The sequence below is a fragment of the Gordonia sp. IEGM753 genome (assembly GCF_050321825.1).
GTDB lineage: Bacteria > Pseudomonadota > Gammaproteobacteria > Pseudomonadales > Pseudomonadaceae > Aquipseudomonas.
Map to the genome: position 1 here is coordinate 195,103 of NZ_JBNQGB010000003.1, position 17,429 is coordinate 212,531.

A 17,429-nucleotide genomic window follows, 5' to 3' on the forward strand; every position below is an offset into this window, starting at 1 on the left:
CTTTACCCTGATTTAACGCTTTTGGGCTCGAGGTCCAGGAATAGCTTTCGCAGTTCAGGATCATCCAGCTTGCGAAGAGCGCCATCGATCGGCTCGAAAGTGACAAGCGCCGCCTGATGTTCTGCCGTCAGTGTTTTCAAAAAGGTGTCCGAGACTTTCAAATGAGCCGCCGTGGGATGGTTGGCGGAGCTTTTAAACGTTTCATAATGGAAGTGAGCTACCCATAATTCTCGCCCGCCGTGAGTCTTGTCGAGAATCCGGTATTCCTGGAAATAGTCGCCAAGCTGCTTGGTCTTGATGCGCCCTTGGCTGTTACGAAAGACGTCGACCTGCTGGTTCTCATGCATCCACTGGAAGCTGCTTTGTGTGGGTTTGCGTTGTTGATACATGTCCGCCCTCACAGCAATCCCTTGTGTACGCATTTTTTTGGCTGCTTGACGCATTTCCGAACTGAGCGCGCCAACCGGTAGCTCGTTGTTCGTTCTCGCCATGACTTGATCCACGCGAGTCGCACTCTGTTCCAGCTTCACCGCTTGCTGATTAAACAGGTCCTGCATTTCGGTGGGGATTCGCCCGGGTCGTGCAGCGTCTTTGCGGCAATGCTTTATGAAGCTTTCCGCGCCACTGTTCAGTTTTAGTCCAACCTCGATAACTTCCGCGTCATCCAGCCGCTGTACCGGCTGGTGACGCGTGCCGGGCGTAAACGGCTTGAAGGGCGCGTCAGTTGTTTTTGGTGCCTGGGATTCGACGGGATTACGCGGTCGTGACTTACTGACTTTGATCGTTGCACGAGGTAACGGCGGGTGCCCTCGCTCGAGCGATTGTTGCGTGTCTGGTATTTCGGACTCAGGTAGCAGTGACTGCAGACGGTTTTGCGCGAGTTCAGAGAATTCTGTGAACAGGCTGTGCAAGCGATCGAGTTGAGGTTGTTTGAATAACCCGGGATAGGCGTCTGGTAGTTCTTGCAGGCGCTGATTAGCGTCTGCAAATACGTCGACTATGCCGCTGAATGTCTCGATGGCTGGCGGGAGATCACTGGTGGTCCGGTCTGCTTTCATCCGTTCAGCCACTGTGTGTGCGGCATTGGCGGTAGCCACAATGATGCTGCCGATGGAGTTACGCGCTTCGTCCATACTTGAGCTGGCTTGCTCTTGCATGCAGAGCTCCTGGGCCATGCCGATTTCATTGGCTTTTAGTTGCAGTGCCGTAAACGAAGGCAACAGGCGCCCGATTTTCAGTGCTTCAGTGACCCCCGATCGGCCCGCGGCACTCATGCCCTCCAGCGTGTTACGCGAGATCTCGAATTTTTCGACCATTTGATTACTCAGGCCGTTTGTCAGTTGAATTTTCTCTATGTATTTGTGCAGCGGCAACCTGTCTGGTCCAGAGTCTTGCGAAAGGGCATTGCTGGCAGCAATGTATCGGTGCTTTTTGACGGTGAACCATAGCGCCAGGTACTTTTGCTGCTCGGTGCTCATACGCAGCAAGTCGTAGGTATAACCCACCGTCCCCCCGAGACTTCGCCATTCGCGAAACTGCTCCAGTGCCTGCTGAAACGCATTGATCATTTCCTCCAGTTTTTCGATGTAACGAGCAGACTGCTCGTCGTAGATGGCGTTATTTTCCGAGAACATCTCTGCTTGTATTTTCTTCAGCTCTGCATCCTTCGAGGCTTCCTGCGCCTTGAATGAACGAAGGGTGTTTTCCAATTCACGCTTGCGATGTTCTTTCTCCGCCTTCAGCAACTTCAGTCGATTTTTCGGGCCGCCACCCCGTAATCGCAAGCGCAAATCAAGCACCCATTCGCCGGCCCGGGTTTGTGCCAGTAAAGGACCGAGTCTGAGGGGGTCATCCGCATGCACGATGCTCACCTGTTCCTCTGCATCTACGACGATGTTGAACCAGCGCTCGGCAACTCGAGCATAGGTTTTCTGGCTAAGTTGATAGAGGTGCGGAGGTGCATCACCCAGCGTCGATAAATCGTTATCGGTAAGGTCGGGCGCGTCGACGCTGAGCGTGTTGAGATACGCCGCCAGGGCCGTACTTGTGCGGCGCGGCACAGTGCCTGCCACTTCGAGTGAGCGACAATGCGCGGGTGCCAATTCGCCACCCAACACGGCGGGTCGCAAGTTGACGATGGTAGGCGTGCGCTCGATTTCAGGTCGCTTCGCGTGTTCAAGCCCTCGAATGGCTTGCGATAGTGTGTTACGCCGCATGACAGCGTGATGGCTGAGGATGATGCCGACGGTGAGCAGGATGTCTGCTACCGACGCCCATTCGACGAAGCTGTCAGCGCGTTCGTGGGCGTCAATTGCCTGCTGCAATTGGGTGATGGTCTGCCATAACCAGACCGCGGTGCCCACGGTGCCGCTGAGCAAGTTGGTAGTGACGTTGAATAGTGCCCAACTGCTGTCCTTGAGCAAATGCCAACGCCGTTCGGAATTAGACTGCGATTGCTTATCGGCCAACGTTAACAGGGCCTGGGCGTTGCTTTTGAACAAGGCTGCCGGAACATGACCGGTTATTTCATCACTTTCGAAAACTACGCGCCCGAACCGGTCGAAGCGATGTAAGGGATTGATCAGCTGTTCTGTTATCAACCAGGGCGAGGGCAACCCGACAGGGAAAACGTATTGAGCGTATTCAAAACTCAGTGATTTGTTTGGAAGCCAGGCCAGCACCGAGTCCCTGAGTTCACCGGGTTGATGCAGCGCATACAGCAGATTCTGTCGAGACGGAAACTGCAACAAAGGTTGATCCAGCAGCGGACGGTAGAGCAGGCAAGTCGCATTTTCTTCTTTGCGGGGTCGTATGATGAACATGTTTTCGACGGTGTCGCTGACGCTGTTAAGACGGTGTTGAGGCGTCATCGTCAGTGGATAAATGGCAATGTCTGCTACTCCATCCGGGCCGGGATCGAACAGGTTGCAAATGTAGCGATAGCCCTGTTCATCAAGGCCGCCTCGTTGGCGCACCTTGCCTTCCAGCGCGGTGAGTGGCATCAGAAGACGCAGCTGCTCGCGGTAGAAGTTTTCCTGTTGTCGAGACGTCTGGGGGTCTTCGATCAGCGTGCGCTTGAGAAGCTTGAGGTATGCATCGCCGATGTTTATCCGCTCCGCGATGGACGTCAGGAAGGAGGGCGTCAGCCAGTCTGGAACGGGCTGGCCGTGTTTGAACGACAGCGTCGCGAGGTAGGGTGCCTCGTTCTCCAATGCAAAGTCAGCCAGTGTTTCAACACGGTGATCGAGTGGGTTGGGCAGGGTTAAGTTATTGACCGTAAAGCTGTTGGTGACGTTGATTTGAAGTTCATTCAGGGCAAGACTCGCCGCATCCACTGCGCGCGGGTCCGCGATAATGGCTTCATGCATCAAGTGCTGCGCGTGATCACTGATGAAAGGGATTTTATTTCTGGCGGCCTTGTAAGCGGGTTCACGGTAAAGATTGCCGAGTGCCGTTACATAACGACTGTAGTCCCCAATATCATGCGCAGAGGCGCTGCCAAGCCACTGCGGTACTGACGCCACGAGTTGTTCGAAACGCGCCTGATCCAGCGTGTCGAGGCCTGCTTGCGGTTCTAAGCTATCGGCATCGGATACCTCAGGAAATTTCAGCAGGTCTATGGCATCGAGTTGCGCCGAGACCAGTGCCCATGCCATGTAGTCGAAAATGTTGCCTTCAGGCTCGTACAATCGCCAATCCAGATCATCCCCTTGCAGTAGATCGTTAATGCGAGCCAGCAGGGTTTGTCCCAACTGTGTCATTGAGCTGAAAGACTCGTAGCCACGCTCGATCGTATACATCGTGAGCAGTTCACGCTGGCGATACGTCGCTTTCAACACTAGCGCACCGCCGATCACCAGATGACTGGGAATATCATTGTTCAGCGTGTCGATGTCGATCAGGCAGGCCTGAATCGCCGATAAGTTAGCGTCGGCGTTTTTGCGCGTGGTGTTGTCCGGATCTTTAAATACTTCCCGTGCCATTTCGCATTCGACGACGTCCCAACCAGGCACTTGTTGCACATTCATCGCCTTGCGCAATGAGTCGGACAGCTCTGCCCAACGGGCGATCTTTTTTCCTTTTGTGTTCCAGAACTCCAATTGGCGGGCCTGAAGCTCAACAAACAAAAAAGGTGCCATATCGTTAAGCATCCCGGCGATTTCTTCGATGCTGACCGCCAGACAAACAGGATTCTTCTGTTTTGAATCGAGGGTGAGAAAATGTTCACCCTCAACGTAATTGGCCTTTTCGCCTGAAAGGCTCTGGCGAACCAGCACATCGGTGAGGACTTCGAAGCGCAATTGTCCCGCTTGGACGCTCCCCTCAACCACGAGCCATTGAGGCGTTGCAACGAGTGCCACATTGGGGTCGATTTCCAAGTCTGTGTACCGCTCTTTCAACGCAGGCTGCAGCAGACGCGAGGCCACCTCGTTAAGCGTAGTGCCATGGCTGGTCTGGCTCACGAGATCACTTTTTTCCTTGAGGGGTGATGCGCCGTTTTTTGTATCACTGTCGGTCATGGCCGCTTCCTTGCGATGCCAGTGTTCGGGATCTCATCCAGCAGGTCCTGAACCAGGGTTGATGGATTTAGTTGAAGAACAATGAAGTCGCCAGTCGATGATTAATTTCGGCCCGATAAATAGCGATGGACTGAAGCTCACTCGCTATTGCGCCTGGTTCGAACGCGCCTCCCAGCATGCGTTGCTTGGCGGTCTTCAGGTGCGCCTTAGTAAAGGACCCGATTGGGGTGTTCTCCTTTGGGTAGTGGAAGTGTGCATACCAAAGAACTTCGCTGGTGGCCTTATCGCGAATCTCATACTCATCCATAAAGTCTTTGCGCAAACCCTTAAGGTGCTGACGTTTCGCCGACTTACTGATTTTCACCAGGTTTTTACCGTGCAGCCATACCAATCGCCCGGCGGTTGGTGGCTGCTGTTTGGTCATGCTGATGCGGATATCGCGACCTTTTTTGTAGAGCTCGGCTGCTCCATCAGTGAGTTGCTTTATCACGTCGTTAGCAGACTTGGGACCAGTGTCGGTAGCGTTCTCGTCAATCAAGGCTTTATCGATCGCTTGGGCTGCCGCCTCCATACGATTGGCTTGTTGATGAAACATCTCTTCAATTTCCCAAGGGATACGATGCGCAATCCTTGAGTGCGACTCGGTCCGGCGGGTGAACGCTGTCAGTTGTTCGAGCAGCGTTTCACCGTTCTTCATGCTGGTATTCAACGTGGCACGATGGGTAACCGGCGTTCGTGATTTGGGCGATACATGCTCAACCCACATGCCAGGTGTTTTTTCGTGGAAGGTAGCGATGATTTTGCCGGTGAGGGGGGAGGTTACGTCCACCAGATCGGTGTCGGTAACATTCGCCCGCACTCTGGGCTTGCCGACCACTGTGCCTTTGAAGCGGGTTTTTATCAGCCGCTGGGGTAAAACAGAGGGGCGAGATGGCCCTGGTGTCGGTTCGACAGTCTTGCGTTCATATAGCAGGCCGGCCAGGTATTTCACCGTTTGCTGATTGAAGGCTTCGATACGCTGACGCATAAGGTCTAGCGAAGGTTGCAATAGTTGCCCGGTGTACTCTCCGGGCAGATCCAGGATGCGCTGGTCAATGTTTGCAAATTGGTCCACAAGATCACTGAGCCCATCAATCCGCTCAGAAAGTGCAAGGGCATAGCTTTCGTTGGCGAGGTTCATGGACGACTGAATGGTGATAACCGCGTCTGAGACAAGATTAACCAGTGTCTCGTGGGCTGCACCGGTGGCAATGCCGTCAGCCTCAACGATGCAAAGCTCTTGAGCGAGGTTGATCTGGAGAAGCTTGAGATCCGGAACGACATACCTGGAAGCCATCTTGATGTACTCCTTGGCTATCTCTGTACTTTCTCGGCCCAGTCGTTTCATTTCCTCGATTCGGGCCAGCGCGAACTCGCTCTTTACGATCACTTCCTGGGTCAAGTCGATGCTGTATTGATGAGTCTGACGCGCGGTTTGGGTCGTTCCGGTCGGCTTGTTATCCAGAAAGGCAAGTGAGCGCAGCAGCGTGCTACCGAAATCTGAATTTTGCAGAGTGAACCATTTTTTTATCAGCAATAGCTCACTGTCTATGCAGTTGACGAGGACCGCACGGTAGTTGGGGATGGACTCAAGCGCGTTGTACCCCTTGAGCTGATCGATGTAGATACCGTAGGCAGTAATCTGTAATTGCAGGGTCCTGGTCAGTTGTTGAGCGGTGGGGTTGTCGATCTCTGAGGTCAGTGCCCCGAATGCCTCCTCAGCAGTTTTCAGCTCGGCCGTCATCACCTCCCGGTTCGAGTCAAATATTGAGAGCTGGTGTTTCAATTCGGTTTTTCTCTGTTCATTTTCTCGCGCGATGTCCTTACGAGTGCGTCCCCCTCCGCGCAGTCGGAGCCGCGTATCAATGAACCATTCGCCTGCTGCGGAGTGGGTCAGCAGCGGGCCGGTCCGCGATGGGGTTTTACGTGTATCGATGAGCTGAACGTAGTCTTGATCCGTGAGCATGACTTCAAACCAGCGTTGACCCACTTGTGCATACCATCGGCTATTCAGCGTGCTCAAATGCTGATGAGGACCTGCCAGGAGCGAAGGACTTGATAAGCCTCGCGGTTTTGGAATGGCTAACCCATCAAGCGTATCCCCAAGACTCGAACGCAGCAGGGCGCCTTTGGCATACAGCGACGTCTCGTGCGTCGCTGCCAGCGGCTGATCGGTCACACTCGATTGCTGAACGATCGTGATTTTGCGAGGGGATTGTGTAACGGTATTCTCCGACAGTGCGTCAAGTGCTTTTTCGAGTGCTCGTGAGGGCGATTTGTGGCGCGCCGCTGCGTGATGGGCCAGCACGATGCTCAATGACAGAAGCAGGTCCGTCAGTGCCGACCAGGTGTGTTCGGTGTCACCCTTTTCATTGCCCTCATTGGCTTCGTGCAAGTCATCCATGATTTGCCATATCCAGGCTGTCGTCATTGCTGCCCGTCCCATGAACGGCAACGCAATGTTTAACAACATCCAGGCCCCTTGCTTGAGGGTGGCCCAGCGACTTTGTGCGTTGGAAACGGACTGGCGGTCCGCCAGGGTGATCAGTGCATTGGCATTGGCGGTGAACATCGTCGACAGGGAGGGCTGCGCCAATGGTGTTTCAGCAAGCCTGGCGTCGCCCATCAGGGCCGATGTCGACGTTGAGTCCACCAGCCATTGCGTCAACGTCCAGGCTGACGGGAGCTGGCCGGGAAACACATATTGCGAATAGTTGAACCGTACGTTGTCCGGCAGCCAGGCCAGAACCGATTGGCGAAGCAGTTGGTTGTGTTTGATCGCGTACAGCAGGTTGGTTTCGCACGGATATTGCAGCAGCGCAGGGAGGAGCATTGGGCGAAAGAGCAGGCACGGTCCCTGGTCGGCATGCCGGGGACCAATGATGAACATATTGGCGACCTCGTCAGCGTTGTCGCCTGTGCCGCCTCCGGGAATAAACGCCAGCGGTCGAATGACAATCTCTTGGCCGCTGACATACCGATCGGTGACCTTATTTTGCATCGCAGCGACCACATACTGGTAACCCTGATCGTCTATGCCGGCCTCGCCACGAATTTTCAATTGCAGCGCTTGCAACGGCAGCTCAATGCTCAGGTGACTGCTGAAAAGCGCTTCGCGTCGTTGGGTTTCTGCTGCATTTGCGAGCAGTTTATTTTTAATCAGGGCGGGATAGGCTTCACCGACGTTGACATCGGTAATCAATTTTTCCAGGTAGGCTGGCGTCATCCATTGTTCGACCGTGCTGCCGTCGGTACGCCTTACGCTCTTGTTACCCAGTGGCACGGCTATCAGGTTTTGAAGCGCGAGGTCGGTCAGCGAAAGGGTAACTGTATCAATAGCCCCCGGGATGGCTATCGTGCCCAGGATGACCGGGCTGACAATGGTGATTTCAATATTCTCAAGCGCGATACCCAAGGCTTCCGGATGGTCTTTGGTGACCCGGTCGCGCAATGCTTGCAGCGTAAAAGTCGGCAGCGGGGGGATGTCATCCAGGAAAGACTTTCCTGCCTGCTTCTCGCGCAGTGAAGCCAGGTCCATCAAGTGCCGACTGTAACGGCTGAGATCTTCGGTTTTTGCGTCAAGCATCCAGTCAGGTATCCATTGCTGGATGCGGCTGAAATTTGACTCGGGTTCCTGGTTGAGCTCGTTGAAATTTTCGGCCGTTGCGTTGATTCGCGCAGAGGGTGTCTGTGTCGAGATTGTCTCGCTCAATAGACCAATGGCGTCGACTTCAAGGGTGATTATTGCGCAGGCCTGGTGATCGAAAAAATTCCCGGTGGGCTCATACAAGTGCCATCGCAACTCATGTGCAGTCGACGTTGGGGCAATGCGCTGAGGCAATGTTTCACTGAATGATTGCAGTGAATCGAAGTGTCTGAAACCCTCGATGACCGAGTGCGTGATTACCAGTGTGCGATCACCCAGAGTACCCACCAATACCGCCACTTCGAGGTTCCATAAATGGTCCTCCGCTTCGTCGATGTCAATCAGGCAGGCCTGGGTTTGGTATTTATCGTCAAGCTTGCGGGTTGTCAGGTCCGGGTTTTCGAACACGGCCCGTGCCATGGCCTTTTGGTCAGCGTCCCAGTCTGATATCTGCTCTGTGTTCCAGAGATTGCGCAACGAGTTGGATAACTTATGCCAGCGGGGTTTTGTATCGTCGGCAGACTCGCTCCAGTAATCCAGTTGTTGCTCTTGATAGATCAAGAATAACTGTGGGATGAGTCGGTTGATCATGCGTGCGATGACATCGATTTTTACTGGCAGATGAATCGCGGGTATGGCATGCGGCTGCAGGGTGAGGAAGTGCTCACCGTCAATGTAATTCGCAATCTTTGCTGACTGGCTAAGCCGCACCAAGGCATCGGTAAGTGATTCAAACCGGGCTATGCCCGCTGTGACATGACCCTCAGTGATGTTCCAGGTCGGCGTCACGACCATGGCCAGTGCCGGGTTGATATTCAGGCCCGGGTAGGCGATGCCAAGCTCTTGGCTGAGTGCATACGAGGCGACTTCCCTGACCGAGGGGCCTGTAACCAGTTGCATCAGTAAATCGTCGGAGACTGTCGAAGGGATATAAGGCATGGCCGTTTCCTTTGCCGATGTGAGCACTGACGACTGTGCAGCGCTGTATCCATGCAAAGTAATGGGCGGCCAGGTGAGCGGGGCGGTAGATAGTTATCGCAGGCAAAAAAAGACCCGCACATTGGCGGGTCTTTTTTATTTGCCATGTTTCAAGTTCCGGACTTGATCTTGGTCCAGGCGCGGGTTCGCGCACGCTCGGCATCCCGTGGCAACGGTTGCAAGGTGTAAAGCGTGCTCATGGCCGCCTCGGTCGGGTACAGATTGGGGTTGTTACGGATCGCCGGATCGACCATTTCCGTGGCGTCCTTGTTCGGGTTGGGGTAGCCGACAAAGTCGCTGACCGGTGCGATCACCTGCGGTTGCAGCAGGTAGTTGATGAACGTGTACGCGTCTTCCGTATTCTTCGCGCCCTTCGGAATAGCGAGCATATCGAACCAGATCGGCGCGCCTTCTTTTGGCAGGCGCATATCGACGATCACACCGTTCTTGGCCTCTTTGGCGCGGTTGGCTGCCTGAGAGAAGCTGCCGGAATAACCCACGGCGACACAGATGTCACCGTTGGCAATGTCGGCCATGTATTTTGAGGAGTGGAAGTAGGTGATGTACGGCCGGATTTTCATCAGCAGTGCTTCAGCCTTTTCGTAGTCCGCCGGCTTCTTGCTGTTAGGGTCCAGGCCGAGGTGTTGCAGGGCCAGCGGCAGGATCTCCGACGGCGAGTCGAGCAGGGCGACGCCACACTGTTTGAGCTTGCTGATGTTCTCTTCCTTGAAAATCAGGTCCCAGCTGTCCACCGGTGCCTTGTCGCCCAGCGCAGCCTTGACCTTGTCCGGGTTGAACCCAATCAGGATGGTGCCGTACATGTACGGCACGGCAAATTTGTTGCCCGGGTCATTGGCTTCGATCAGCTTCATCAGCTTGGGATCGAGGTGATTCCAGTTCGGCAGTTTGCTACGGTCCAGCGGTTGGAAAACGCCGGCCTCGATCTGCTTGGCGAGGAACACGTTGGATGGCACCACCACGTCATAACCGGAGTTGCCGGTCAGCAGCTTGGCTTCCAGCGCCTCATTGGTATCGAAAATGTCGTACACCAGTTTGGTCTGTGTGTTCTGCGCCTTGAAATCTTCCAGTGCTTTTGGGGTGATGTAGTCGAACCAGTTGTAGACACGTAACGTTCGTTCTTCAGCGTGGACCGCACTACTGAGCACAGCGGCACAGAGCGCGGGAGCGATAAAACGCTTGAGTCTTTTCATCGTTCTAATTCCTCATTGGGCGTGATCAAAACCTTCGAGAACGTTCACGGCATTGATGCCGATTTCTTCGACCGCATAACCGCCTTCCATGACGAACAGCGTCGGTACACCGAGCTTCGCAATGCGCTCGCCCATCGCCAGGTAATCAGGGCTGTCGAGCTTGAATTGAGAGATCGGGTCGTCCTTGAACGTATCAACGCCCAGCGAGACGACGACGATGTCGGCGGCGTATTTTTCGATCTCCTGGCAGGCTTGTTCCAAGGCCGCACTCCAGCTGTCCCAACCGCTGCCGGCGGGCAAAGGGTAGTTGAAGTTGAAACCTTCGCCGGCGCCTTCGCCGCGCTCATCCTCATAACCGAGGAAGAACGGAAACTCGGCTTCAGGATGACCGTGGATGGAAGTGAACAGCACGTCGCTGCGCTCATAGAAAATCGATTGCGTGCCGTTGCCGTGGTGGTAGTCGACGTCGAGAATCGCGACCTTTTTATGGCCCTGATCAAGGAAGGCTTGGGCCGCAATGGCGGCGTTATTGAGGTAGCAGTAACCGCCCATTAAATCACTGGCGGCGTGATGTCCCGGTGGCCGGCAAAGGGCGAAGGCGCCGCGCGCACCACGCTGGATTTCTGCTTGGGCGGTCAGCGCCACTTGCGCTGCGCTATAAGCCGCTTGCCAGGTACCGGCGGTGATCGGCGCGCCGCCGTCGAAGCTGTAATAGCCGAGTTGGCCGTGCAGGCTGGTCGGTATGATTCGGCGCAACGTGCGGGCCGGCCAGGTGTAAGGCAGCAGGTCGCCGTCGGTGTTGAATTCGGTCCAGCGTGCCCATGCACCTTTGAAGAAGTCCAGGTATTGGCGGCTGTGGATGCGTTCGATTGGTGCGAGCCCGAAATCCTGCGGCGCCTCGACCGGGCCGAGTTGTTGGCTTTGCACGCGTTGCAGAACGTGGTCGGCACGCGAGGGCATTTCAAAGCAGGGCATCAGTTGCCCGTCCATCAATTCACAACGGCCGTGGTGCAGGTGGTGATCGTCCGAGTAGATCGTCAGCATTTTCTTGTTCTCCGCAGGCTGATTCGGTTGAACACAGTCTTGCGGCGCGCTGCCTTTCAAGGAACGGCAGGAAAGGCCAAAAGGGGATTGATATGGCCAAAACCTTTGACCGAAATTCGCCCCTTATTGGCGCAGGAGTGCGCCAGCTCGGGGCGCTGAAGCTGAACTCGTCGGGGTATCAGTGTGGGCGAAACTGGCTGGGCGCTACGCCACTCCAGCGCACAAAGGCGTGGCGGAAACTCGCAGTCTCACTAAAACCCAGCGCTTCGGCGATGCGATGGATAGGCACTTGGTCTTCGCAAAGCATTTGCTTGGCCTGCTCGAAGCGCAGTTCATCCAGCAGTTCTTGATAGCTGCACCCCATATCCTTTAGGTGCCGGCGCAGTGTGCGCGCCGAGCATTTCATTTGCTGTGCCAGACCTTCAAGTCCTGGCGCTGCGTTCAATTGCGCGCCCAGCAAATGGCGAATCCGTCCCAACCATGCCTGCCTTCCGGTGAACTCGATGTTCTGTTTGCGGCAACGTTCTGCCATAGCCTGGTGGGTGATAACGTCGGCAAGTGGCAACAGTTGGTCCAGCCAGCGCTTATCGAAAGCGAACGCGTTGTTTCGTGCCTCGAATTGAAGTGGGCAGTCGAAGTGTTCGGCGTATGAGGTTTGATAGTCCGGTGCGGCATGCTCGAAGCGCGCGGACAGCAGCGGCAACGAATGGCCGAGCAAGTCGTCGCAGATGACTTTCAGCGACACCAGGCAAAACTCTGCATTGAACACCGCCAGTGCCGGATTCTCTCGGTAGTCGGCGGCCACGAACCACACGCGCTCACCGTCCTCTGCAAGGCTGAGTTCGAAAAGTGTTCCCAACAGCGCTGGATATCGCATCGCCAAGCGTAACGCGTCACCGAAGGTGGCACTGGTGAGCAACGCGTAACCAAGCATGCCATAGGAAGAAACGTGCATTCGTCGGCCCAGCTCAAGGCCAATATCACGCTTGAGGGCAACCGCATTGGCGCAGACCTGCATCTCCTGATTGGTGGTGATGCGTGTGTCTGCGCGGCTTAAATCTGCGGCGCTGATGCCGCTTCCTGCGAGCAGCGCCTCGCTGGACAAGCCTTCATCCTTGAAGGTGTTGAGCACCAGAGAGACGGCATTCAGGGTGGTGAGGTGGGAGTGCAGCATGCTCGCTTCCAGCCGTGGGTTGACTGAATGCGAGCAAGTTGTATGCCGCGCAGGAACACTTCACCTGATGGTCGTGAGTCTTAAAGGGCAAAGAACAGTCTGCTTGCCTGTTGCAGGTTGATCTCGCTGCGGTTGAACGCAATTTTTTGTGCCTCGTTCAACCCTTCGGTGATATCCGCTGCAGGGCCTCTGCTCTGTTCTTCAACGGTCTTCAACCGTGCCGTTATAAAGGACTTGGAAGGGGTCCATGAAGTGGAGTATTGAAAGTGCGCATACCAGAGGACTTTATGGGTGGCACGATCACTGATTGCGTATTCGTCCAGGTATTGATACTTGGCGCTACGGGAAATACGCCGACGGCTAACGGTTTTTTTTATGTTTATTTTTTTTCTGTTGTTGAGCCACTCAATGCTGGAGGCGATAGGCGGTTGCTCCTTGATCATATTCAACATTTTGATGTGGGCTTGCGTGTAGATGTTCTGTGTTGCGGTGGAAAGCGCTTTATTGACGCTAGCGGCCTTGATTGAACTGCTTTCTGTCAGGTTGGCATTGGTCAAGGATTGATCAATGGCACTGCTGGCTCGTTCTAGCTTCAAGGCTTGCTGATGAAACAGGAATTCGACGCCCATGGGTGTACGACCCGCTCGGTTCATTTGCTCGGCGGCACGCGTATTAAACGCAGCTACTCCATCGAGCAATGCCTGTCCGGCGTCAACGCTGGCCTGAAGGTCTTGGGGAACAGGTACAGACTGGGAGGTTTCTATGCGCTGCACCCACACCCCCGGTATTTTTTCATGAAAGGTCGCGAGGACCTTGCTGGTAAAAGGAGATTTGATGTCCACCAGATGAGTCTCCAGGCCAAGAGCGGATAGACGGGGCTCGCCGATGAGCACGCCGTTGTAGAGCGTTCTGATGAACGTTCTTTTGGGACGAGGCGTGAACTGGGGCGTGGATGGCCGAGAGCGCAGGAGGGTCCTTTCCCCCAGTAATATGACGAGATGGGTCATCGCCCTTTGATTGAAGCCCTTGACCTGTTGGCGCAAACTGGCAACGTGTTCCAATTGCACGGGTACGGGAAATTCTTGCTGGAAATCCTGCAGGCGTTCGTCCACGGAATTGAACTGTTCGTACAAACCGCTCAGTGTATCGATTCGCTCGTCGAGACGTGCTTCACTCCGCTCCTCCAGACTGTCGCGCAAACTCTGGATAGCGATGTCGGCGTTATCGACGATGCTATCAATGGCGGCCCATGCCGCAGGCGATGTTGTGGTGGTGTCTTGGCGCAAACACAAATTACGCGACATCATGACCTGCAATGCTCTCAGGTCATCGCTGGTATAGGAAGGCAGCGTTTTTTTTGTGCTTTGAATCAGCAGCATTCCTTGTTTGCCCAATGCCTTCAACGCGACAAAGCGTTCCTGAAGGTAGTCCAGGCGCTCAATCATATCCTGGCTCATTTCATTCATGACTTGCGCGTCTTCGATGTGACGTACTTGTGGGTCTAGCGATTGGCGCTCAATTTGATCCAGGACAGTTCTGATTGTTGGCGTGAACGTCGTTAGCGCTTCTGTGATGCCTGCCTGTGTGAGGTCGAGCTGCGCCTTTATGTAGCTGATTGATTTTTGCTGATAATCAGGCAACGCTACGGAGACGTTGAGGGCTTTAAGTTTTTGCAGCGCAGTTTCGTAGTCGGTGCGCTGCGCCTCGAGTTTTTGCAGGTAGAGTTGCCGCTTGGCGCTGACCGATGTGCTGGGCGCGTCGGTCATCTCCTGACGGGTTTTTTGCAATTGCTCTTGTGAGCTTTTCTTCTCGCTTTCAAACTTCCCGAGCTCCATGCGCAGCAGCGTTTCTGTTTTTGCCAGTTCAGCCTTGGCTTTATCGTTCAGGCTTTTCAATCCGCCAGCGCGCAGGCGAAGGCGGGTGTCGATAAACCACTGCCCCCTGGCGTTGGAAATCAACGCCGGGCCTGTTCGGCCCTGAACCTTTGGATCAATGATCAAGACGAGACCGTTTTCATCGACTGTCACCTCGAACCAGTGTTGTCCGACCGGGGCGTACCAGTGTTGCCTCAGCGGATAAAGATGATGGTGCGCACCGATAACGGTTGAGGCATTGCCCACTCCTTCAGGCTTGGCAATTTTGAAACTGTCCAGCACCGTCGCCAGAGTCCCGGGGTCTCGATTCAAGGCGCCGTTGGTGTGCAAGGATTTATATGGACTAGGAAGCCGTTCACCGACGGTGATCTCCGGTGCCTGTTTTACGACAGTGGGATTTTTCAATGGGGTGGTGAGGGTAACGCTCTCAATGTCGACACGCTCCCCGACAGGTTCGCTGCGGCTGGCGATGTGCAGGGTTACCGCCATGCTGAGGTTGAGCAAGACGTCGACAAGAGCCCCCCATTGCTCCTTTTTTTCACCCTGTTCTGTGGCTTCGACGAGCGCTTGCAGTTGGTCCACGATTTGCCAGATCCAGGTTGTGATGCCCGCGGTCCGGCCTAGAAATGGGAGAACCATGTTGAATATCAGCCAGCCAGATTGCTTGAAGGTTGCCCAACGGCTTTCGGTATTTGATACCGATTGACGATCAGCCAGTCCGACCAGTGCGTTGGCGTTGGCGTTGAACAGCGCTGCAAACAGATCGCCACTGATTACTTGGGTGCCCAAGGACATGGGGCCGCTCATTGTCCAAAGTTTGTCTGGTTCGACCGCAAACTCTGCAACCGTCCATGGGGAAGGGAGCTTTCCTGGAAAAACATAACGCTCATAGTCGCTACGCACGTCATCCGCAAGCCAGGCCAACACTGAGTTGCGCAAGCTGGGCGATTGCTGAATGGCATATAACAAGTTGGTAAACGAGGGGTATTGGGTCAATGGCTGGTCGAGCATCGGGCGATAAAGCAGGCAGGGGCCAGCAGTCAGGTCTTGAGGGCCGATCACGAACATGTTGCTAACGACGTCCGCGGCATCTGTACCCCTGCGTTCAGGGGCGAAGGCCAATGGGCGTACAACGATTAGCTGTCCCTCTACCTGGCGGTCAGCGACGTCGGGTTGCAAGATCGCTGATACGTAGCGGCAGCCTCTTTCGTCAATTCCTGCCTGGTTGTTTATTTTGCACTGCAGTGCCAATAGCGGTAGTTGAGTTTGCAGTTGCCGCGTGTACAAAGCCTGTCGACGCAATGACTCCCCAGGATCATCAAGCAGCGTACGTTTGACCAGAGCGGGGTAGGTGCTACCAATATTTATCCGGCTGATAAGCGTTTCTATGTAGCTGACCGTCATCCACGTGGGTGGGGGCTTGCCGTTTTTCGAGTAAAGAGTCTTGTTGCCAATGGGCAATGCGATCAGATTCTCCAACGCGAGTTCGACAAAGCTAAAGACGCGGGTTTCGGTCTTTCCTGGAACGCTGAAGTATCCCCAGATGACTTGGCTGCGAACACGTATTTCGAACACTTCGAGCTCCAGTTGCTCGGCATCGGCGTGCGCTTTAACCATCTCATCTTTCAAAGCTTTAAGCGCGAACTGCTTGATGGGCAGAATGTCATCAAGGTAGGACTGGCCCGCGTTCAAACTGTGCATCGCTACCAGATCTTTCAGGCGTCGGGAATACAGTGACAGGTCGCTGCTGGACGCCTTGAGTAACCAGGCGGGCAGCAAATCGTAATACCACTGCAGGCTCTGTCCTTTCTGCGACAGCAGTTCCACACCGTGTACAGGTTGCCTGACGGCAGAGGGCTGCTCACCAATCGGGTCGATGGTCGCAGAGAAAATCTCGCCAATGGCTTCAATTTGCATACTCATCAACACACAGGCTTGCTGGTCAAAAAAATGACCCTCAGGCTCGAATAGCCGCCACTGTATTTCCTTGCGCGCCGAGGAGGGAATCAGATGCGCAAGCAGGGCTGAACCTAGTGCTTGCAGTGAGTCGAATTTTTCATACCCATTCAGGATTGAGAACATGAGGATGCTGGTGCCGGTGGGCTGTGTGCCGATGAGAACGGCGAGCGAAATACTTTTTGGATGTTTCAGGTTCAGACCGTCGATCTCGTCGAAATCAATCAAGCAGGCTTGGCTGTTATAGGGGTTATTGATTTTTCGGCTGGAAAGGTCTGCAGCATTGAACAGATGGCGTGCCATACGGCAGTCATCGTCAGTCCATCCAGCCACTTGATCTACATTCCAGATACCGCGCAGGGTTTTGGACAACTCATGCCACTGCGGCCCGTCTCCACTGGTAGTGTTCCAAAAGTCGAGTTGTAGCTTCTGGTAAGCGTCGGGCATAAGGCGCGCCAGAAGATTAACGGTGCTGGAGATCTCCCCAATACGCACGGGTAGATGAATGACGGGGTCTGCACTAGGCAGTTGAGTGAGGAAGTGCTCGCCTTCAAGGTAAACAAGCGAAGTATTGAGCAGTGCTTGCCTGATGAGGATGTCGCTGAGCGCCTGATAAAAAGGTGGTAAGGCGGTGACTTCGTCCTCGACAATTTCCCAGACGGGTGTTCCAACCAAAGCGAGGTTCGGGTCGATATCAATGTTTGGATACGCTGAACTTAACGCCGTCTTTAACAGCGCAGATGCGACCTCGGTAAAATCGGGGCCCACGCACAATTGAGTAATCAGTGCTTCGCGGGCGCTAAGCGGGGTAGGCTTTTGCTGAATAGCGGGTGTTTTTGGTGAGCGCATGGACATCCCTGTCTGGCAATTGTTTGGAAGCTATCCGGGCGATGCCTCGGGTGACTTTCATACTAGGGAGCTGCCAGCCAGGGGTGCGTTAACTATGTAGGCCTTGTCGATATTGCTGCTGTGTTAATGCAGGGCTCA

Annotated in this window: 6 protein-coding genes; all 6 read right to left on the bottom strand. The window is 54.6% G+C overall.

The genetic code is table 11. The features are described 5' to 3' along the window. Window positions 1-2: 2 nt before the first annotated feature. The 6 genes from ACQR3R_RS17840 to ACQR3R_RS17865 all read right to left on the bottom strand — a co-directional run bounded on the left by ACQR3R_RS17840 (window position 3) and on the right by ACQR3R_RS17865 (window position 17,291). A complete protein-coding gene (locus ACQR3R_RS17840; RefSeq protein WP_428273787.1) occupies window positions 3-4,520 on the bottom strand; it encodes a dermonecrotic toxin domain-containing protein in 4,518 nt (1,505 codons plus the stop codon). Between the two features lie 67 nt (window positions 4,521-4,587). Then, window positions 4,588-9,144 (bottom strand): hypothetical protein, encoded by a 4,557-nt coding sequence (locus tag ACQR3R_RS17845; protein ID WP_428273789.1) that lies wholly within the window; start codon window positions 9,142-9,144, stop codon window positions 4,588-4,590. A gap of 149 nt (window positions 9,145-9,293) precedes the next feature. Continuing rightward, on the bottom strand, window positions 9,294-10,394 hold the full coding sequence (locus ACQR3R_RS17850) for an extracellular solute-binding protein (RefSeq protein ID WP_428273791.1): 1,101 nt from the start codon (window positions 10,392-10,394) through the stop codon (window positions 9,294-9,296). Between the two features lie 12 nt (window positions 10,395-10,406). Then, a complete protein-coding gene (locus ACQR3R_RS17855) occupies window positions 10,407-11,438 on the bottom strand; it encodes a histone deacetylase family protein (protein ID WP_428273793.1) in 1,032 nt (343 codons plus the stop codon). A gap of 178 nt (window positions 11,439-11,616) precedes the next feature. Continuing rightward, window positions 11,617-12,612 carry an AraC family transcriptional regulator ligand-binding domain-containing protein gene (locus ACQR3R_RS17860; protein WP_428273795.1) on the bottom strand — a complete coding sequence of 332 codons (996 nt, stop codon included), beginning with the start codon at window positions 12,610-12,612 and terminating at the stop codon, window positions 11,617-11,619. Window positions 12,613-12,692: 80 nt separating this feature from the next. After that, complete coding sequence (locus ACQR3R_RS17865; RefSeq protein ID WP_428273797.1) at window positions 12,693-17,291, bottom strand: dermonecrotic toxin domain-containing protein; 4,599 nt, start codon at window positions 17,289-17,291, stop codon at window positions 12,693-12,695. Window positions 17,292-17,429: the final 138 nt, after the last annotated feature.

What these genes read in the sequence shown, in the direction of transcription:
- ACQR3R_RS17860 (WP_428273795.1), bottom strand. Translation starts at nt 12,612, where the DNA reads ATGCTGCACTCCCACCTCACCACCCTGAATGCCGTCTCTCTGGTGCTC.
- ACQR3R_RS17855 (WP_428273793.1), bottom strand. Translation starts at nt 11,438, where the DNA reads ATGCTGACGATCTACTCGGACGATCACCACCTGCACCACGGCCGTTGT.
- ACQR3R_RS17845 (WP_428273789.1), bottom strand. Translation starts at nt 9,144, where the DNA reads ATGCCTTATATCCCTTCGACAGTCTCCGACGATTTACTGATGCAACTG.
- ACQR3R_RS17850 (WP_428273791.1), bottom strand. Translation starts at nt 10,394, where the DNA reads ATGAAAAGACTCAAGCGTTTTATCGCTCCCGCGCTCTGTGCCGCTGTG.
- ACQR3R_RS17840 (WP_428273787.1), bottom strand. Translation starts at nt 4,520, where the DNA reads ATGACCGACAGTGATACAAAAAACGGCGCATCACCCCTCAAGGAAAAA.
- ACQR3R_RS17865 (WP_428273797.1), bottom strand. Translation starts at nt 17,291, where the DNA reads ATGCGCTCACCAAAAACACCCGCTATTCAGCAAAAGCCTACCCCGCTT.